The sequence below is a fragment of the Pseudonocardia hispaniensis genome (genome assembly GCF_042658695.1).
Lineage (GTDB): Bacteria > Actinomycetota > Actinomycetes > Mycobacteriales > Pseudonocardiaceae > Pseudonocardia > Pseudonocardia hispaniensis.
The window spans coordinates 253,669-271,352 of record NZ_JBHSQW010000025.1; the positions used below are offsets into that span (position 1 = coordinate 253,669).

Here is a 17,684-nt window from a genome sequence, read left to right on the forward strand (position 1 = left end):
CGCCTCGTGGATGGACTCTCGAGACTCACCGGCGTCCCGCAGGACCTTCTCATGGGACTCGAGGCAGACCCCGCAGCCACCGATCGCGCTGACCGCCAACGACCAGAACTCGAAGTCCTGCTTGTCCACACCCGGGTTGCCGATCACCTGCATGCGAAGCCGGGCCGGCAGGTTGCCGTACTCCGCGTCGCCGATCAGGTGCGTGGCCCGGTAATAGACGTTGTTCATCGCCATGATCGACGCGGCCGCCTTGGCCGCGGTGGCCGCCGCGTCGTCGAGGTGCTCGCGCGCCTCGGCCTCCAGTTCGCGCAGCACCTGCGGGTTGCGGGTGGCCACGGCGCAGGCCAACACCGTTCCCCACAGCCGCTGCGCGGGCAGCGTCGAGTTGGCGATGACCGACCCGAGGTTGAGCTTGGTGTCCTTGGCGTACGCCGGCAGCGCCTGACGCAGCGCGTCCAGTGACATCTCAGGCCTCGACCAGCAGCGAGTTGACGTCCAGGGTGCTCTCGCCCTTGGTCCAGTTGCACGGGCACAGCTCGTCGGTCTGCAGGGCGTCGAGGACCCGCAGCACCTCGTCGACGTTGCGGCCCACCGATCCCGCCGTCACCATCGCGAACTGGATCTCGTTGTTCGGGTCGACGATGAACGTCGCCCGCTGCGCGACCCCGTCCGCGTCGAGCACGCCCAGCGCCGTGGACAGCTCTCGGTTCAGGTCCGACATCATCGGAAAGGGCAGCTCGCGCAGGTCCGGATGGTTGCGCCGCCAGGCGTGGTGGACGAACTCGTTGTCCACCGAGAAGCCCAACACCTGGGCGTCGCGGTCCGCGAACTCGTCGTTGAGCCTGCCGAATGCGGCGATCTCGGTCGGACAGATGAAGGTGAAGTCCTTGGGCCAGGAGAACACCACGAGCCACTTGCCCGGGTACGACCCGCGGGTGACCGTGTCGAACGCCGTGGCCGGATCCAGGGCGACGCAGGCGTTGAGGGCGAACTCAGGAAACGTGTCGCCGACCGTCAGCACGAATTTTCCTCCCACACTCGAACACAGAGGGACAGACCACGGATCTGCCGGATGAGGCCTCCGTTGGTCCCGATGCACCACACCGGACCGGACAGCGGTGGCGCGGTCTACACGGCGAGTGCTGAGCGCATGCTCACCGATACCGCCTCCGGAGAGAAATCGACCCGCGTCCATACTGTGATCGACTATGTCGATCACAGGCCCCCTCCCGACTGCCGCCCAGCTGAGCGCCTTCCGCGCGGTCGCCGAGTTTCTGCACTTCAGGTCGGCTGCGGCGGAGCTCGGAATCAGTCAGTCGACGCTGTCCGCGGCACTGGCCGGTTGCGAGAAAGCGCTCGGCGGACGGCTTGTGGATCGCACCACACGCAACGTCGCACTGACCGACCGGGGCGAGCGGCTGCTGCCCTCGGCGCTGCGTGCGCTGGCGGCGATCGAGGACCTGGTCGAACAGGCGCGGCCGGATCGCCAGCCGTTCACCGGCCGACTGCGGGTCGGCGCGATCCCGACCGTCGCGCCGTACCTGCTACCCGCCGCGATGCGGGAGCTACGCCAGAGGTATCCGCGATTGCAGATCACGATCGTCGAGGAGCGCACCGCCCAGCTGGTCGAGGCCGTGACCGAGGGCCACTGCGACGTGGCGCTGCTGGCCACCCGTGCGCCAGGCCTCGTCGAGGAGGCGCTCTTCGAGGAGGACTTCGTGATCGTCGTTCCCCCGGACCACCCGCTGGCGGACGCGACCGAGCTGCACCCCAGCGTGCTGCGTGAGCTCGACGTCCTGCTGCTCACCGAGGGGCACTGTCTGCGTGAGCAGACCCTCGACATCTGCACCGAGGCCGGGGTGAAGCCGCGGATGGTCGACCAGGTGGCCAGCCTGACCACCATGGCGCAGCTCACCGCCGCCGGCCTGGGGGTCACCGTGCTGCCGGAGTCGGCCCTGGCGCTGGAACGCGCCCGGAGCGGTCTCGCCATCGCACGGTTCGCCCGGCCCGCCCCGGGGCGGCGGATCAGCCTGGTCTACCGGCGCGGCGACGAGCGCGGCGACGAACATGCCGCGATCGCCGCAGCGCTGCGGCGTGCGGCGCGGGTGCACCGGCTCCCGGTGCAGCTGGTCCGCCCGGACCCCGAGCCGGGGTCGGCGCGATAGCCGCGGCCGGCCGCGACACGGGCCGACCCGACGGTGCGCGACCACCCCTCGCGCACCCTCGACCGGCTCGGCGTCGGTGAGATGTCGGCACGGCCGGTAGGAGAGTCGGCTGCGGTCACGGCCACGTCGACCCCCGGCCGTCCGATACGGTGCCGGCGCCCGGCCCGGACGTGACGACCGAAGCGGACACCGCCTCGGCCAGCAGGCCCATCGCGGTGACCACGGCGGCCGAGACGAGGATCAGGGCCACCGCCGCAAGCGCGCCGCGCAGCCGGTCGCGACCGGCGTCGCCCCGGCGGGACAGCACTCCGGTGGGCCGTGGCGTGCGCCCGCCGGACCCGACCCCCCGCGCCCGCCGCAGCGCCGCCGGCCGCCTGGCGCTGCGCGGGGCCCCGGGCCGAAGCGGCCGCGGCCCTCGGGTCGGCGACCGCCGCGTGCCGAGATCCCGCACCGCAACACGGTCTGCGGCACGGTCGCTGTGCCCGATCGGATCGTTCGCCGTTCTGAGCCCCATGGTGATCCTCCGTCCCCCATCACCAGGATTCGCACATACGTTCGATCGAATGCCTGTGCGAATGTCTATCAGCAGGGACCGCGATTGTCGAGAGCCGCGCGACGCATTCTTCGAACATGCGTTTGGCAGATTGCCGGATCGGGACTACCGTGTTCGAGAACCGTGGCGGTTCGGCGGACCGCCGCGGACGAGGATGTCGACGAACGATGGAGGAGGCCGACCAGATGGCACGGGACAAGTCCGGTACCGGCGCCGACGCTGACCGGGGGCCCGGGCGGGTGCGGACCTTCCCCGATCCCCCGAACGATCCGGCCGGGCTGACCCCGCGGCAACGGAAGGTGCTCGAGGTGATCCGCGACTGGGTGGAGCGGTTCGGCTACCCGCCCAGCGTCCGCGAGATCGGCGACGCCGTCGGGCTGACCTCGACGTCGTCCGTGCACCACCAACTGCGCACCCTGGAACGCAAGGGCTACCTGCGTCGCGACCCGAACCGCACCCGTGCCGTCGACGTGCGCGGACCGGACGAGACGTCCGGCGACGACGCGCTCGCCGGGGCCGCCGGCGCCGATGATGCCCGCTCCACCGACCCCAGGCCCGCCTACGTGCCGCTGCTGGGCAACATCGCCGCCGGTGGGCCGATCCTGGCCGAGCAGGCGGTGGAAGGCGTCTTCCCGCTGCCCCGCGAGATCGTCGGCGAGGGCACGCTGTTCGTGCTCAACGTGCGCGGCGACTCGATGATCGAGGCGGCCATCACCGACGGCGACCTCGTGGTCGTCCGCCAGCAGCCCGTGGCCGAGCAGGGCGAGATCGTCGCGGCGATGATCGACGGGGAGGCGACGGTCAAGACGTTCAAGCGTCGTGACGGTCGGGTCTGGCTGATGCCCGCCAACCCGGCGTACGACCCCATTCCCGGCGACCAGGCGACCATTCTCGGCCGGGTGGTCGCCGTCCTGCGCAGGCTCTGACCCCGCGCCGGCACTCGGGTCAGGACCGCCGCCGCGCTCCGTGGACCATCATCCCCGCGATCGCGAGGACGAGCAGTGCGGCCGTGACGACGACGCCCGTCGCGGCGGGGGACCACACCGAGCCGGCGTCGTCCGGTACACCTGCCGCTGGCGTCTCGTGGGGCTCCACCGGCCCGGACCGCGCCGTAGCCGACGTGACGAGCGAGGCCGCGCCGGCTACGACGCGGATCTCGCCGCGCGCGGCACCGCGCGACTCCGAACCCGACAGCAGTCGGCCGTCGAGATCGAAGGCGATCGCCTCGCCCTGCGGTTCATCGGCCAGCGGAACCCGGACGGGGTGGGTGCGCAGGGCGGCCACGAGATCGGCGGCGGTGTCTCCGGTGACCGAGTAGAGCCAGGCATCGGTATAGGTCCGCAGGCCGACGACCCGTCCGTCGGCGCTGAGCGCGGCTCCGGTGACCAGCCGTGCTCCGATCTCACCGAGCGGTCCGCCGACGGTGTCCGACCTCGGCAGCACGACCTCGCCGACCCGGAGCAGCGGGGTCGGACCGGGCTCGGCGAGCGGGCCCGCCGGCCGGTAGATCCCCGCTGCTCCCACCGCCTCCTTCGTGATGATGAGCGGGATCCCGTCGGCGGCGACGACCAGCGCCTCCGCGTCGTGCGGTCCGTCGGGGTAGAAGAGCCGGTGCAGCCGCGGCGCGCCGTTCGGCGGCAGCACGATGAGCGCGACGGTCTCGCGACGCCGCTCGTTGTCACCGGTGTCGGCCACCCACAGTGTCCCGTCGGGGCCCCGGGCGAGGTCCTCGGCGTCGAAGGGATCGATGGCCGCCGTGCGGGTATGTGCTATCGAGCAGTCGTCCAGGTCGAGCCGGTACACCTCGACGCGCCGCCCGCCATCGGCCATCGCCCAGACCCCGCCGCCGTCGACCGCCAGCCCGGACAGCTCGGTGAGCCGCCGGTCGGTCATCGTGCAGCGGGCCTGGGGCGGTTCCGGGTCCGCGAGCTGGGCGGCCGCGACGCCGCCGGTCAGCCCGGCCACCGTGCCGACGAGGCCGACACACCCCAGGACGACGCCCATCCGGCGTGCCGTGGCGACGCGCACGATGCCCGCGAACCCGCGCCGAACGGGCGCGGTCAGTGCCCCGTTGTGGCGCCGTTGCGCCCGGCCACGGCGAAGGGCTGCACCGCGTTCGCGAGCTCCGCGCCGACGCGGGCGCGCAGCCGGGTGCCCTCGGCGGTGTGGTCGGCGGCGAGCACCTCGCCCTCCGCGTGCACCCGCGCCGCCAGCGAGCCCTCCGTGTACGGCAGCAACAGCTCCACGTCGACCTCGGGCCGCGGCAGCAGCTCCGCGATGCGCCGGCGCAGCACGTCGATCCCGTCACCGCGGCGCGCGGAGACGAACACGGCGTCGGGCAGCAGATGACGCAGCCGGGCAAGCTGCAGGTCCCCCGCCACGTCGGTCTTGTTGACCACCAGCAGCTCCGGTGGCATCGCGCCGTGCTGCTCCCCGACCTCGACGAGGACCTCCCGGACGGCCCGGATCTGCTCCTCCGGCAGCGGGTCGGACGCGTCCACGACGTGAATGAGCAGATCGGCCTGTGCCGTCTCCTCCAGGGTCGAGCGGAACGCCTCGACGAGCTGGTGCGGCAGGTGCCGCACGAATCCGACCGTGTCGGTGAGTGTGTAGGTTCGCCCGTCGGGGGTCGCGGTCTTGCGGGTGGTCGGATCCAGGGTCGCGAAGAGCGCGTCCTCGACCAGCACCCCGGCGTCGGTCAGCGCATTGAGCAGGCTGGACTTCCCGGCGTTGGTGTAGCCGACGATCGCGACGCCGGGCACCTCGTTGCGCCTGCGGTTGCCACGCTGGGTGTCGCGGACGGTGCGCATCGCGGCGATCTCGCGGCGCAGCTTGGACATTCGGTGCCGAATCCGCCGCCGGTCGAGCTCGATCTTGGTCTCACCGGGGCCGCGGCCACCGATGCCGACGCCGCCGGCAGCGCGGCCGCCGACCTGCCGGGACAGCGCCTCACCCCAGCCGCGCAGTCGCGGCAGCAGATACGACAGCTGGGCGAGCTCGACCTGTGCCTTGCCGTCGCGGGAACGCGCGTGCTGAGCGAAGATGTCGAGGATCAGCGCGGTCCGGTCGATCACCTTGACCTTGAGGCGATCCTCGAGCTGACGCAGCTGGCCGGGCGAGAGTTCGCCGTCGGCGATCACGGTGTCCGCCTGTGCGGCGTGCACGGCGGCGCTCAGCTCGTCGACCTTGCCGGAGCCGATGAAGGTCGCCGGGTCCGGGCGGCTACGCCGTTGGACGAGGCCATCGAGCACCTGGGAGCCCGCGGTCTCGGCCAGTCGAGCGAGCTCGACGAGCGAGGCATCGGCCTGCTCGGCACTCCCGGAGGTCCAGACGCCGACCAGCACCACCCGCTCCAACCGGAGCTGCCGGTACTCGACCTCGGTGACGTCGGTGAGTTCGGTGGACAGCCCGGCGACGCGCCGCAGGGAGGAACGCTCTTCGAGGTCCAGGTCGCCGGCGGAGGGGACCTCCTCGCCGACGGCTGCCGGAGTGCGGGCGTCCAGATCCAGTGGGGATTCAGTCATCGTGTGATACATGCTCCCACGACAACGCCGTTGCTGTCCGATGTGTTTCTCGGACGACCTGTTCCCCGGCGGCGTCGCGGCCGCGTTCAGCAGAGCGCATCCCACCAGGACCGCTCGAGCTCGCCCTCCCCGACCAGCACGGCAGGGCCCTGCAGGATGGTGCCGTCCGCCCCGACCGTGACCCGCAACCGTCCACCCCGGGTGCCCACCCCGACCGTGCCGGTGTCCGCACCGGCCTGCCGCAGCGCCGCCAGCACCGCGGCCACCGTGCCGGTGCCGCACGAGCGGGTCTCCCCGACACCGCGTTCGTGCACCCGCATCATGACCGTCCCGTCCCGCAGCGGCGTCACGAACTCGACGTTGACGCCGTGCGGGAACAGCGCCGGGTCGTGGCCCGGTGGGACGGTGAGGTCCAGCGAGTCCAGGGCGACCTCGGTGACGCAGGCCAGATGCGGGTTGCCGACGTCGACGGCGATGCCGGGGAACGCGTGGCCGTTGACCGTGGCCGTGGTGGCGGGCCCGATCCACCCCGGGCCCATCCCGACCGCGACCTCGCCCCCGAGCCCGTCCCCGTCGACGAAGCGAACCGTGCGCACCCCGCCCCGGGTGCCCAGCCGCAGCTCGGCGGCGGGACCGTCGGGCAACCAGCCGCGGTGGGCCAGATAACGGGCATAGACCCGCACCCCGTTGCCGCACATCTCGGCCACGGTGCCGTCGGCGTTGCGGTAGTCCATGAACCACTCCACGCCCGGCCGTGGGTCACCGACGGAGGCATCCTCGGCCTCCAGCGCCGTCCACCGGATCACCCGCAGCACGCCGTCGGCACCCAGCCCGCGGCGCCGGTCGCACAGCGCAGCGACCCGCTCGGCGGTGAGGTCGAGTGTCCCGTCCGGGTCGGGAAGCAGCACGAAGTCGTTCTCGGTCCCATGCCCCTTGGCGAACCGGATTCCAGGCTCCACACTGCGCACGCCGCCAGCCTACGACCGCACGGCCTCGGCGCCGCGCACGATCGACAGGGCGCGTTCGAGCAGGTCGGGTTCCTGGGCGTCGAGCCAGTGAATGCGCCGGTCACGGCGAAACCACGACCGCTGCCGCCGGACGAACCGCCGGGTGGCCTGCGTCGTCTCCGCGGCGGCGGCCGTCATGTCCCCGTCGCCGTCGAGATGGGCGAGCACCTGCTGGTAGCCCAGGGCCCGCGACGCCGTCCGCCCCTCCCGCAGCCCGCGCTGCGCGAGCCTGACGGTCTCCTCGACCAGGCCGGCCGCGAACATCCGGTCCACCCGCAGCGCGATCAGCTCGTCGAGCGGCCCGGACGGGCGGTCGATGCCGATCAACACCGCGTCGTAGCGTGGGGCGCGCAGGGCCGGCAGCCGGGCCGGGAAGGGGCGTCCGGTCAACGCGATGACCTCCAGCGCCCGGACGATGCGCCGTCCGTTGCTCGGCAGCACGGCCGCCGCGGCCGCCGGGTCGAGTGCGGTCAGCCGGGCATGCAGCGCCGCGGGGCCCCGCGCGGCCAGCTCGGCCTCCAGGTCGGCGCGCAGCGCCGGATCGGTGCCGGGGAACTCCAACTCGTCGAGCACCGCCTGCACATAGAGCCCCGACCCGCCGACCAGCACCGGGGTGCGGCCGGCCGCGCGCAGCCGCGCGACGACGGCCCGGGCCGCACGCTGGTAGGCCGCGACCGACGCGGTCTCGGTGACGTCGAGGACATCGAGCAGATGGTGCGGGATCCCCTGCCGCTGGGCGGGGGTGAGCTTGGCGGTGCCGATGTCCATCCCGCGGTACAGCTGCAGGGCGTCGGCGTTGACGACCTCGCCACCCAGCCGGGTCGCGAGAGCGAGGCCGAGGTCGGATTTTCCCGTCGCCGTCGGCCCGACCACCGCCACCAGCCGCGGCGCCGCCGGTTCCGGATCGCTCACGCCGGCGTCCACATCGCGACGTGGTACGCCACGCCGAACGGGGCCGAGGAGTACAGCAACTCGCCGCGCCACGCGGCGCGGCGCGTCGCGCCCGCCAGCACCTGCCACGGTGCCCGGCCGATCGCCCCCAGCCCGGCGGCCAGCCCGGGATCGAGCCGCAGCAGGGCGCCGGCGTCGGCCGCGGCCATCGCCTCGGCGACCGCGGCGTCGAAGCCCGCGGCACGCTCGTCGACGTACCCGGGGGCCTTCTCGCTGTGGGTCGTGGCCCCGTCACCGACGACCAGCAGCCCGACGGGCCCGGTGTCGGCCGCCGCGGCGAGGGCCGCCCCGAGTGCCGCACAGTCGTCCACGTCGGCGTCCGGCGCCACGAGCTCGCCACGGATGCGCACCGGTGCGCCGGTCCGTGCGGCCACCCAGCCGGCGATGAGCAGCGGCAACGGGAGATCCGGATCGGCGGGCCCCGCCGGGGCAGCGGTGTCCAGCGCGACCCGCACCTCGACCCCGAACCCGATGAAACTGCCCGCGGCGCCCGGGGACACGGACCGGCGGCCACCCGCGTCGGCGCCCACGGCGACCCACTCGGGTGCGGCGGCGGCCAGGCGCGCGGCGACGGTGTCGCACGCGGCGCGCAGCTCGGCGGTCTCGTGAACCACCCCCGTCGCCAGCTCGGGGACCAGCAACGGCGGCTGAGGCAGCACACCGACCGCGGAGAACACGAGAATCAGCCTAATGTCGACGATCGGCGACGCACACGGGCGTCGGAAACGGCGTCGGTACGGCGCAACTCGTCGAGCGAGGTCGGCCGTTGGCCCCAGCTCCTCGCGTCCGATGGTTTCGGTCCGTGCCGGGAGCTGTTTGAATCCCTAACGCCCCGGTCTCACGGGACCGGTTCGGCGTGTGCACGGCTCCGCCGCAGGGCGGAGCGCCCAACCCCGTGGTTGGGCTGGACGAGGGAGGACACGGTGTCGGAGCATCACGCGACCAGCGGAACGGATGAACGACGGGCCAGCAGCGTGGCCGCGGACGTCGCGGAGCATCGGGGCGTTCCGGACCCGGCGGGCCCCCGCCCACCGGCCGCGGACCCCGAACCGGCCGGCAGCGACAACCCCGCCGATCACCGGCCGGAGGCGGGGTCGGGCGAGCCGGGGCACAGCACGCCCCGCCCGCCGATTCCCGGCCCGCAGCGCGGGCGCGGTCCCGCCCCCCGGCCGGGTCCGGCCGCCGCGGATCCGGCGTCTCCCGATCCACGCCAGACGCCGGTCCCGCCCCGGCAGCCCGCCCCCGAGCCGGCGCCTGCCCTCACCCCACCCCCGCCGACCCCGGTCCCCCACGCCGGCAGCGACCCGGGCCGCTGGGGCCGCATCGACACCGAGGGCACGATCTACCTGGTCACCGCGGAGGGCGAGCGGGTGGTCGGGTCCTGGAAGGCCGGTACCCCGCAGGAGGGGCTCGCACTCTTCGCCCGCCGCTTCGACGACCTGCTCACCGAGGCCGAGCTGCTGGCCGCCCGGATCACCGCGGGCGCCGACCCGAAGCACTCTCTGAGCAGCGCAAAGACCCTACGCCAGCACCTGGACGAGGCAGCGGTGATCGGGGACGTGGCCGCGCTGCGCACCCGCATCGACGAGCTGGTCACGTTCGCCGAGCAGTCCGTGGGCGCCGCCCGATCGGCCCGCGACGCACAGCGCGCCGCCGCCGTCGCGCGCAAGGAGGAACTCGTCGCCGAGGCCGAACGGATCGCGGCCGAGTCGACCCAGTGGAAGCACGCCGGAGACCGGCTCAAGTCGATCCTCGACGAGTGGCGCACGATCAAGGGCATCGACCGCAAGACCGATGAGTCCCTGTGGAAACGGTTCTCCCGGGCCCGCGAGTCCTTCAACCGGCGGCGCGGATCGCATTTCGCCGACCTCGACCGGCAGCGGGCCACCGCAAAGGCCCGCAAGGAGGAACTCGTCGCCGAGGCCGAGGCGCTCGTCGAATCCATCGACTGGGGTTCGACCGCGGCGCGCTATCGCGACCTGATGACGGAGTGGAAGGCTGCCGGACGCGCGCAGAAGGACGCCGACGACGCGCTGTGGCACCGGTTCCGCGGCGCGCAGGACGCCTTCTTCGCCCGCCGCGCGGCCATCTACGCCGAACGCGACGCCGAGTTCCACGCCAACGCCGAAGCGAAACGGGCCCTGCTCATCGAGGCCGAGAAGATCGACGTCTCGGATCCCGACGCCGCCAGAGCCGCGCTGCGCACCATCCAGGAGCGTTGGGAGGCGATCGGCAAGGTCCCGCGGGAGGACATCCGTCCGCTGGAGGCCCGGCTGCGCGCCGTCGAGGAGAAGGTCCGCGAGGCCGCCGACCAGCACTGGCGGCGCACCGACCCCGAGGCCGAGGCCAGGGTCGAGCAGTTCCGCGAGCGGGTGACGCAGTTCGAGACCCAGGCCGCAAAGGCCCGCGCGGCCGGCGACGCCCGTCGCGCCGAGCAGGCTCAACGGCAGGCCGAGCAGTGGCGCGAATGGCTCGCCACCGCGGAGCAGGCCGTCCAGAAGCGCTGACGCCGCGGCTTCACGACCGAGTGGGCCGCGTCGTGGTTCAGCGCCGCGCCAGCGCGATCCGGGACCACGACCCGGCCAGCACCACCACCGCGAGCGTGGCCAGGATCAGCCCGATACCGGGGCCGGTCCCGCCCTCGGGGATCGTGACCTGGCGGGACCAGATCGCCCACACCCCGGTGACCACCGAGATCCCGCAGCCCACGGCGCAGACCCAGGCCAACGCCCACAACCGGGTGGACAGCGCGAGCGCGGAGCCGAACACCCCGAATCCCAGGGCCGTGAACGTGAACAGCCGGGGCAGGCTCCCCAGCGACGGCGCCCCCGCGAGGACCTCCCACCCGGCCACGGACCCGACCCACGGCAGCAGGAAGGCCCCGATCAGCACGAGCACAGCGACGGAGGTGACCAGCCCCGCCGCGCCGGGATCGATACGGTGCCGCACGCGCCGCTCGACGTCGCGCAACTCCTCGTCCAGCCGGCTCAGATCGTCGAACGACCCGGTCATCGCGTACCTCCTCCCCCGGCCGGCACCGCCGGGCAGGTGCTGTCCAGCGGTGTCGCGGCCGGCGCTCCGAGACCCGGCAGCCCCAGCGCCGTCGGCGTACCGCGCGGACGGCTCCCGGACTCCTGCGCATCGCCGGCGCGGGTCGGCCGATGGGTGATCGGCCCTGCGTCGGCGACGAGGTGGTGCGGCGCCCCGTATCCGATCCGCACGGTCACCACGTCGCCGGGTCGCACGGGCACGTCGCCGGGAGCGAAATGCACCAGTCTGCCGTCGCGAGCACGCCCGCTCATCCGCCGCGTCTGGGCGTCCTTGCGGCCCTCCCCGATGGAGACCAGCACCTCGACCTCACGCCCGACCATGGCTCGGTTCTGCTCCCAGGAGATCTGCTCCTGCAGCGTGACGAGCCGGTCGTAGCGCTCCTGGACGACGGCCTTGGGCAACTGGTCGGGCAGCGCGGCGGCCGGCGTGCCCGGGCGCGGGGAGTACTGGAAGGTGAAGGCCTGGGCGAACCGGGCCTGCGCGACGACGTCGAGGGTGGCCTGGAAGTCCTCCTCGGTCTCCCCCGGGAACCCGACGATGATGTCGGTGCTGATCGCGGCGTCCGGGATCGCGGCCCGCACCTCGTCGAGGATCGCCAGGAACCGCGCCGAGCGGTAGGACCGGCGCATCGCCCGCAGCACCCGGTCCGAGCCGGACTGCAGCGGCATGTGCAGCTGCGGGCACACGTTCGGCGTCTCGGCCATGGCGGCGATGACGTCGGCGGTGAAGTCGCGCGGGTGCGGGGAGGTGAACCGCACCCGTTCCAGGCCGTCGATCTCGCCGCAGGCGCGCAACAGCTTGGCGAACGCGCCACGGTCGCCGAACTCGGCGCCGTAGGAGTTCACGTTCTGACCCAGCAGGGTCACCTCGAGCACGCCGTCGGCGGCGAGTGCCGCCACCTCGGCCAGGACGTCTGCGGGTCGTCGGTCGCGTTCCCTGCCCCGCAGCGAGGGCACGATACAGAACGTGCAGGTGTTGTTGCAGCCCACCGAGATCGACACCCAGCCGGCATAGGCCGACTCGCGGCGCGCCGGCAGGGTCGAGGGAAACACCTCGAGCGCATCGAGGATCTCCACCGCGGCCTGCCTGTTGTGGCGCGCCCGCTCCAGCAGGGTCGGCAGCGCGTGCACGTTGTGGGTGCCGAAGACGACGTCGACCCACGGGGCCTTCGCGACGATCGTCTCACGGTCCTTCTGGGCGAGGCAGCCACCAACGGCGATCTGCATGTCCGGCCGGGCGAGCTTCTCGGGTCGCAGCCGGCCGAGGTTTCCGTAGAGCTTGTTGTCGGCGTTCTCGCGGACCGCGCAGGTGTTGAACACGACGACGTCCGCCGAGCCGCCCTCCGCGGCCTTCGCATAGCCTGCCGCCTCGAGCAGGCCCGCCATCCGCTCGGAGTCGTGGACGTTCATCTGGCATCCGTAGGTGCGGATGGAATAGCTGCGGGTCACGAATCAGAGGGTAAGCTGCCCGGCCAGTCCCTGGCGCACCGCCCGGCCACCCTTGGGCGCCCAACTGCCGCAAGGAGGCCGCGGTGGCGCGAGCAGAGCTCAGCAGGCGGCAACTGCTGCGCCTGCTGGGCGCCTCGGGGGCGGCCGCCGTGCTGGCGCCGGTGCTGTCGGGTTGTGCCTCGCCGTTCCGCGACGTACGCATCGCCATCGCGACCGGAGGCACCCAGGGCGTCTACTACACCCTCGGCGGGGCCCTGGCCGACATCTGGCAGGACCAGCTTCGGCTGGCGGCGCGTCCGCAGGTCCTCCCGACCGCGGGGTCGGTGCAGAACCTGACGCTGCTGGCTTCCGGGAGCGCCGACATCGCGTTCAGCCAGGTCGACACGATCGCGGACCTGCTGAGCGAGACCGCCGCCGACGACCCGCGAGCACCGCGGGCGCTCGCCCGGATCTACGACGATGTCGTCCACGTGGTGGTGCGCGCCGACTCCCGGTTCCATCGGCTGGCGGACCTGCGCGGGGCCCGCGTCTCGATCGGGGCCAAGGACTCGGGTGTCGAGCCGATCGCGCGCCGGTTGCTCGCCACCGCCGGCCTGAACCCCGAGCGTGACGTGCAGCCCATCCGGTTCGGGATCAACGAATCGGTCGAGGCCATGCGGTCGGACACGATCGACGCCTTCTTCTGGTCCGGGGGGCTGCCCACCCGCGGCGTGAGCGATCTCGCCGCCACCGTCCCCATCCGGCTGCTCGACCTCGGCGATGTGCGGGGGCTGGTCCGGGCCGCCTACCCCGTCTACTCGGCGGGCACCGTGCCCGCGTCGAGCTACGGCATCCCGGAACCGGTGAGCACCCTGCTGGTGCGCAACTTCCTGCTCGTCCCGGCCTCGATGCGCGCGGACCTGGCCGAGGCGCTGACCGGCGCCCTGTTCGCCGAGCAGCCGCGCCTGCGCGCAGCGAGCCCCGCGGCGCTGACGATCGATGCGCGGGCGGCGATCGGCACCCAGCCCGTTGCGCTGCATCGCGGAGCGCAGCGGTTCTACCGCTCGACAAAGTCCTTCTGATCCCGCGGGTCCGCGGGCGGCGACGCCGGATCCAGCAGCCGGGCGACCACCCGCAGCCCGCCGCCGGGCGGCAGCTCAAGGCGCAGCATCCCACCCGAGACCTGCGCGGTGCGCGCCGCGATGGCCAACCCGAGTCCGGATCCCTCGACGTCGCTCTGCCCGGGACCGCGCCAGAACCGGTCGGTGGCCCGGTCGAGCTCCTCGGGCGCGATCCCGGGACCGGTGTCGCGGACCACGAGATCGACACCGCCGGGCACCTTCCGAACCCCGATCGTGATCACCCCACCGGCCGGGGTGAACTTCATGGCGTTGTCCAGCAGCGCGTCGAGCAGGGTCTCGATCCCGCCGGGGGTCACCCGCGCCCGCAGCCCACGCATCCCGCAGCGGGTCAGTTTCAGCCCGATGTGTTCGGCCAGCGGGCGCCACGCGTCGATCCGGTCCTCGATGCTCGGGTCGAGCTCGACCGGCTGGGTCGCCGACACGCGCTCGGCCCTGGCCAGCGCGAGCAGCCCGTCGAGCATGGCGGACAGCCGCTCGGCCTCCTCGAGCGCGGCAGCGTGGTCCTCGGCCGCCGCGGCGGCGACATGACCATCGAGATTGGACAGCCGCAGGCGCAGCGCGGTCAGTGGGTTGCGCAGCTGGTGGCTGGCGTCGGCGACGAAAGCCCGTTGGGCGGCCAGCGCCTGCGTGACGATCCCGGCCATCCGGTCGAAGGAGGCCGACAGCCTGCGCAGCTCGGGCGGGCCGCTGCCCGTGGCGACCGGTTCGGCCTCCGCCCCGGCCAGCACCGCGTCGGCGATCCGGTCGGTGCCCTCGTCGAGCCGGTGCACGGGGCGCAGGATCCAGCGCACCAGCGGGAGCGCCACCAGCACCCCGAGGACCAGCGCCAGCAGGATCGCCCCCGCCACCACGGACCACACCCGCAGCTCCTGGGCCCGCAACGCGCCGGTGGGTGAGATCGTGAGCGCCGCGCCACGCACCTCGCCATCGACGAGTACCGGTTCGGCGAGCACCAGCGGCCGATCGTCCCACGGCAGGATGAACGGGTAGGGCTCGGAGCGGCGGTTGGCCAGCGCGAGGCGAAGCCGCTCCTTCCCGGCCTCGTCGAGGACGATCGGTTGGACCCTGGACGCGGCGACGATCCGTTGCTCGCGGTCGAGCACGGCCACCGTGACCCCGTAGACCTCGTCGTAGCGGGCCAGCTCGGCGGCCAGACCCGTCGCGTTCGCCTCGGTGATGGGTCGCTGCGCGATGGAGGCGAAGAAGATCGTGTCGGTGAGCCGGTCGGTGAACATCACGTGTTGCGCTCCTCGGGCGTCGGCCAGGGCGAGTGGCCCGCCGAGCCCGACGGCGAGCAGGCCGACCAGCACCAACATGATCACCAGCAGCCGGGCCCGCATCGCGCGTTACCCCCGGTCCGGGGAACGGGGCCCGGGCCGGTCCAGCCGATAGCCGATCCCCCGCACGGTCTGCACCAGGTCGGTCCGGCCGAGCTTGGTCCGCAGCGTGGCGACGTGGACGTCGAGGGTTCGGTTGGCTCCCGGCCAGCTGCGCCCCCAGACCTCGGCGACGATCCGGCTGCGCGGGCACACGGCGCCGTTCACGCTCGCCAGCAGCGCGAGCACCTGGAACTCCTTGCGGGTCAGCGCGACGTCGCGACCGTCGACGGTCACGGTGTGCCGGTCGAGGTCGACGTGCACCCCGTCGATGACGACGGTGCCTGCGGCGCCGGACCCGGGCGCGCCCCCGGTCCCGCCGCGGCGCCGGTAGACCGCGTGGATCCTGGCCACCAGCTCACCGATGTCATAGGGCTTGACCAGGTAGTCGTCGGCTCCCGAGTGCAGGCCGAGGATGCGGTCGTCGACCTCGCCGCGGGCCGACACCACGATGATCGGGACTTCGCTCACCGCGCGGATCGCCCGGCAGACGTCGAGGCCGTCGACGTCGGGCAGGCCGAGGTCCAGCAGCACGACGTCGACCCCCCGCAGCTGCTCGGCCGCCCCCCGTCCGCGAGCCAGCCGGGTCGTCGTCATGCCGTGCCGGTGCAGCGCGGGGCGCAGCGCGGCCGCGACGCGGTCATCGTCCTCGACGAGCAGGATGTGCACGCCCAACCTTCCCGACGCCACGAGTGTTATGAGGCTGAGACCCTAAACGTTCCCCAAGGTGGTGGACTCCGCAGGCCCACCGCCCTACCGTCCCGCCATGCTCGGGAGGACCTTCGATGACTGAGACGACGCCCATGGTGCGCATGATCGGCGTCGACAAGCACTTCGGCGAGCTGCACGTCCTGCGCAACATCAACCTCGAGGTCGCGGCCGGCCAGGTGGTCGTCGTGCTCGGGCCGTCGGGGTCGGGCAAGTCGACGCTGTGCCGCACGATCAACCGGCTCGAGCCGGTGGACAACGGCGTGATCGAGGTCGACGGGCGGGCGCTGCCCGCGGAGGGCAGAGAGCTGGCCCGTCTGCGCGCCGACGTGGGCATGGTGTTCCAGAGCTTCAACCTCTTCGCGCACAAGACGATTCTGGAGAACGTCACGCTCGCCCCGATCAAGGTCCGCAAGGTCGGCAAGGCCGAGGCCGAGCAGCGCGCGATGCAACTGCTCGAACGCGTTGGGATCGCCAACCAGTGCGACAAGTACCCGGCCCAGCTCTCCGGCGGGCAGCAGCAGCGCGCCGCGATCGCCAGGGCGCTGGCCATGCGGCCCAAGGTGATGCTGTTCGATGAGCCCACCTCGGCGTTGGACCCGGAGATGGTCCAGGAGGTCCTCGACGTGATGACCGCGCTGGCCGCGGACGGCATGACCATGCTCGTGGTCACCCACGAGATGGGCTTCGCCCGCCGCGCCGCGCACCGCGTCGTCTTCATGGCCGATGGCGAGATCGTCGAGGACTCCACCCCGGACGCGTTCTTCTCCAGCCCCACCTCCGATCGCGCCAAGGACTTCCTCGGCAAGATCCTCACGCACTGATCACGGTTCGACGGAACGGAGAACGTTCATGAAGTTGCGCACCCTGGCGGCCGGGCTGTTGGTCGGCGCGCTGGCGCTCACCGCATGCGGCAAGGAGGGCAGCCCGAGCAGTGCCGGCTCGCCGGTGAGCCAGCCGGTCGCGGCGAACGTGCAGGTCGCAGGCTCGCCCACCTTCGACACGATGACCCAGCGTGGCCGCGTCGTGATCGGCGTGAAGGATGACCAGCCGGGTCTGGGCTTCAAGGACGCCACCACCGGCCAGTACTCCGGCTTCGACATCGACATCGCCCGGCTCGTCGCCGCACAGCTCGGCTACGGCGTCGACAAGATCGACTTCAAGACCGTCCCGTCGGCGGCACGCGAGGACGCGATCTCCCGCGGTGAGGTCGACTACTACGTCGGCACCTACACGATCAATGACAAGCGCAAGGAGCGGGTCTCGTTCGCGGGCCCGTACTTCGTCGCGGGCCAGGGCTTGCTGGTGCGCAAGGACGAGAGCGACATCACCGGCCCGCAGACGCTGATGGGCAAGAAGGTCTGCTCGGTCACCGGCTCGACGCCGATCCAGCGAGTCCGCGACCAGGGTCTGACCGAGCCGGGCAACATCGTCGAGTTCCAGACCTACACCCAATGCGTGGACCAGCTGCTCAACAAGCAGGTGGACGTCGTGACCACCGATGACGCGATCCTCAAGGGCTACGCCTCGCAACAGCCCGACCAGCTCAAGGTCGTCGGCGAGACCTTCTCGCAGGAGCCGTACGGCATCGGCCTGAACAAGGACGACGCCGCGCTGCGCGGCAAGATCAACGACATTCTGCAGGCGGCCTACGACGACGGGACGTGGCAGACGATCTACGACAACACGCTCGGCAAGTCCGGCTCGCCGGCGAGCCCGCCTGCGCTGCAGCGGTACTGATGTCTGTGACGGGGTGGGTCGCACGGGTGCGACCCACCCC

18 protein-coding genes are annotated in these 17,684 nt (G+C 72.6%); 6 read left to right on the plus strand and 12 right to left on the minus strand.

What is annotated here, in order from left to right; translation table 11 throughout:
• Together ACFQE5_RS11860 and ACFQE5_RS11865 are read right to left on the minus strand one after the other, a co-directional pair.
• Window positions 1–465 (minus strand): carboxymuconolactone decarboxylase family protein (locus ACFQE5_RS11860; protein WP_379584919.1); only part of this gene is annotated, 465 nt, incomplete at its 3' end.
• A gap of 1 nt (window position 466) precedes the next feature.
• Window positions 467–1,021, minus strand: a complete 555-nt coding sequence (locus ACFQE5_RS11865) for a peroxiredoxin (protein ID WP_379584920.1) — start codon at window positions 1,019–1,021, stop codon at window positions 467–469.
• Window positions 1,022–1,208: 187 nt separating this feature from the next.
• Between ACFQE5_RS11865 and ACFQE5_RS11870 the strand changes: the two genes are divergently transcribed.
• Entirely contained in the window at window positions 1,209–2,165 is a 957-nt protein-coding gene (locus ACFQE5_RS11870) for a hydrogen peroxide-inducible genes activator (protein ID WP_379584921.1), read from the plus strand.
• A gap of 115 nt (window positions 2,166–2,280) precedes the next feature.
• Here the strand turns inward: ACFQE5_RS11870 and ACFQE5_RS11875 are convergent, their stop codons facing one another.
• Window positions 2,281–2,679 (minus strand): hypothetical protein, encoded by a 399-nt coding sequence (locus ACFQE5_RS11875; RefSeq protein ID WP_379584922.1) that lies wholly within the window; start codon window positions 2,677–2,679, stop codon window positions 2,281–2,283.
• A 224-nt stretch (window positions 2,680–2,903) separates the two neighbouring features.
• On the opposite strand from ACFQE5_RS11875, the gene lexA reads away from it, so the two are divergent.
• Window positions 2,904–3,644 (plus strand): transcriptional repressor LexA, encoded by a 741-nt coding sequence (gene lexA / locus ACFQE5_RS11880; protein ID WP_379584923.1) that lies wholly within the window; start codon window positions 2,904–2,906, stop codon window positions 3,642–3,644.
• A 19-nt stretch (window positions 3,645–3,663) separates the two neighbouring features.
• On the opposite strand, the gene ACFQE5_RS11885 is transcribed toward lexA, so the two are convergent.
• The 5 genes from ACFQE5_RS11885 to ACFQE5_RS11905 form a co-directional block, all read right to left on the minus strand.
• Entirely contained in the window at window positions 3,664–4,722 is a 1,059-nt protein-coding gene (locus ACFQE5_RS11885; RefSeq protein WP_379584924.1) for a hypothetical protein, read from the minus strand.
• 56 nt (window positions 4,723–4,778) lie between these two features.
• Complete coding sequence (gene hflX, locus ACFQE5_RS11890) at window positions 4,779–6,242, minus strand: GTPase HflX (RefSeq protein ID WP_379584925.1); 1,464 nt, start codon at window positions 6,240–6,242, stop codon at window positions 4,779–4,781.
• A gap of 86 nt (window positions 6,243–6,328) precedes the next feature.
• Window positions 6,329–7,201 (minus strand): diaminopimelate epimerase, encoded by an 873-nt coding sequence (gene dapF, locus ACFQE5_RS11895; protein WP_379585066.1) that lies wholly within the window; start codon window positions 7,199–7,201, stop codon window positions 6,329–6,331.
• 18 nt (window positions 7,202–7,219) lie between these two features.
• On the minus strand, window positions 7,220–8,161 hold the full coding sequence (gene miaA / locus ACFQE5_RS11900) for a tRNA (adenosine(37)-N6)-dimethylallyltransferase MiaA (protein ID WP_379584926.1): 942 nt from the start codon (window positions 8,159–8,161) through the stop codon (window positions 7,220–7,222).
• Window positions 8,158–8,877: a hypothetical protein gene (locus tag ACFQE5_RS11905; RefSeq protein WP_379584927.1), complete on the minus strand. Its 720-nt coding sequence runs from the start codon at window positions 8,875–8,877 to the stop codon at window positions 8,158–8,160. The genes miaA and ACFQE5_RS11905 overlap by 4 nt, the downstream gene beginning before the upstream one ends.
• A gap of 246 nt (window positions 8,878–9,123) precedes the next feature.
• Between ACFQE5_RS11905 and ACFQE5_RS11910 the strand changes: the two genes are divergently transcribed.
• Window positions 9,124–10,707 carry a DUF349 domain-containing protein gene (locus ACFQE5_RS11910; RefSeq protein ID WP_379584928.1) on the plus strand — a complete coding sequence of 528 codons (1,584 nt, stop codon included), beginning with the start codon at window positions 9,124–9,126 and terminating at the stop codon, window positions 10,705–10,707.
• A 37-nt stretch (window positions 10,708–10,744) separates the two neighbouring features.
• Here the strand turns inward: ACFQE5_RS11910 and ACFQE5_RS11915 are convergent, their stop codons facing one another.
• A complete protein-coding gene (locus tag ACFQE5_RS11915; protein ID WP_379584929.1) occupies window positions 10,745–11,212 on the minus strand; it encodes an Rv2732c family membrane protein in 468 nt (155 codons plus the stop codon).
• A complete protein-coding gene (gene miaB / locus ACFQE5_RS11920; protein ID WP_379584930.1) occupies window positions 11,209–12,699 on the minus strand; it encodes a tRNA (N6-isopentenyl adenosine(37)-C2)-methylthiotransferase MiaB in 1,491 nt (496 codons plus the stop codon). Before miaB ends, ACFQE5_RS11915 begins: the two co-directional genes overlap by 4 nt.
• An 83-nt stretch (window positions 12,700–12,782) precedes the next feature.
• Between miaB and ACFQE5_RS11925 the strand changes: the two genes are divergently transcribed.
• On the plus strand, window positions 12,783–13,760 hold the full coding sequence (locus ACFQE5_RS11925; protein ID WP_379584931.1) for a TAXI family TRAP transporter solute-binding subunit: 978 nt from the start codon (window positions 12,783–12,785) through the stop codon (window positions 13,758–13,760).
• On the opposite strand, the gene ACFQE5_RS11930 is transcribed toward ACFQE5_RS11925, so the two are convergent.
• Entirely contained in the window at window positions 13,736–15,160 is a 1,425-nt protein-coding gene (locus ACFQE5_RS11930) for a sensor histidine kinase (RefSeq protein ID WP_379584932.1), read from the minus strand. The two genes, ACFQE5_RS11925 and ACFQE5_RS11930, sit on opposite strands and share 25 nt — an antisense overlap.
• Window positions 15,161–15,166: 6 nt before the next feature.
• Entirely contained in the window at window positions 15,167–15,865 is a 699-nt protein-coding gene (locus ACFQE5_RS11935; RefSeq protein ID WP_379584933.1) for a response regulator transcription factor, read from the minus strand.
• 134 nt (window positions 15,866–15,999) lie between these two features.
• On the opposite strand from ACFQE5_RS11935, the gene ACFQE5_RS11940 reads away from it, so the two are divergent.
• Together ACFQE5_RS11940 and ACFQE5_RS11945 are read left to right on the plus strand one after the other, a co-directional pair.
• Window positions 16,000–16,728 carry an amino acid ABC transporter ATP-binding protein gene (locus ACFQE5_RS11940; RefSeq protein ID WP_379585067.1) on the plus strand — a complete coding sequence of 243 codons (729 nt, stop codon included), beginning with the start codon at window positions 16,000–16,002 and terminating at the stop codon, window positions 16,726–16,728.
• A 28-nt stretch (window positions 16,729–16,756) separates the two neighbouring features.
• The gene (locus ACFQE5_RS11945; RefSeq protein WP_379584934.1) at window positions 16,757–17,644 is read left to right on the plus strand and encodes a glutamate ABC transporter substrate-binding protein; all 888 of its coding nucleotides are present in this window, start codon (window positions 16,757–16,759) and stop codon (window positions 17,642–17,644) included.
• Window positions 17,645–17,684: the final 40 nt, after the last annotated feature.

Excerpts from the sequence above, each read along its gene's own strand:
- ACFQE5_RS11870 (WP_379584921.1), top strand. The coding sequence starts at position 1,209 with ATGTCGATCACAGGCCCCCTCCCGACTGCCGCCCAGCTGAGCGCCTTC.
- ACFQE5_RS11875 (WP_379584922.1), bottom strand. The coding sequence starts at position 2,679 with ATGGGGCTCAGAACGGCGAACGATCCGATCGGGCACAGCGACCGTGCC.
- lexA (WP_379584923.1), top strand. The coding sequence starts at position 2,904 with ATGGCACGGGACAAGTCCGGTACCGGCGCCGACGCTGACCGGGGGCCC.
- ACFQE5_RS11885 (WP_379584924.1), bottom strand. The coding sequence starts at position 4,722 with ATGGGCGTCGTCCTGGGGTGTGTCGGCCTCGTCGGCACGGTGGCCGGG.
- hflX (WP_379584925.1), bottom strand. The coding sequence starts at position 6,242 with ATGACTGAATCCCCACTGGATCTGGACGCCCGCACTCCGGCAGCCGTC.
- ACFQE5_RS11915 (WP_379584929.1), bottom strand. The coding sequence starts at position 11,212 with ATGACCGGGTCGTTCGACGATCTGAGCCGGCTGGACGAGGAGTTGCGC.
- ACFQE5_RS11930 (WP_379584932.1), bottom strand. The coding sequence starts at position 15,160 with ATGCGGGCCCGGCTGCTGGTGATCATGTTGGTGCTGGTCGGCCTGCTC.
- ACFQE5_RS11940 (WP_379585067.1), top strand. The coding sequence starts at position 16,000 with ATGGTGCGCATGATCGGCGTCGACAAGCACTTCGGCGAGCTGCACGTC.
- ACFQE5_RS11945 (WP_379584934.1), top strand. The coding sequence starts at position 16,757 with ATGAAGTTGCGCACCCTGGCGGCCGGGCTGTTGGTCGGCGCGCTGGCG.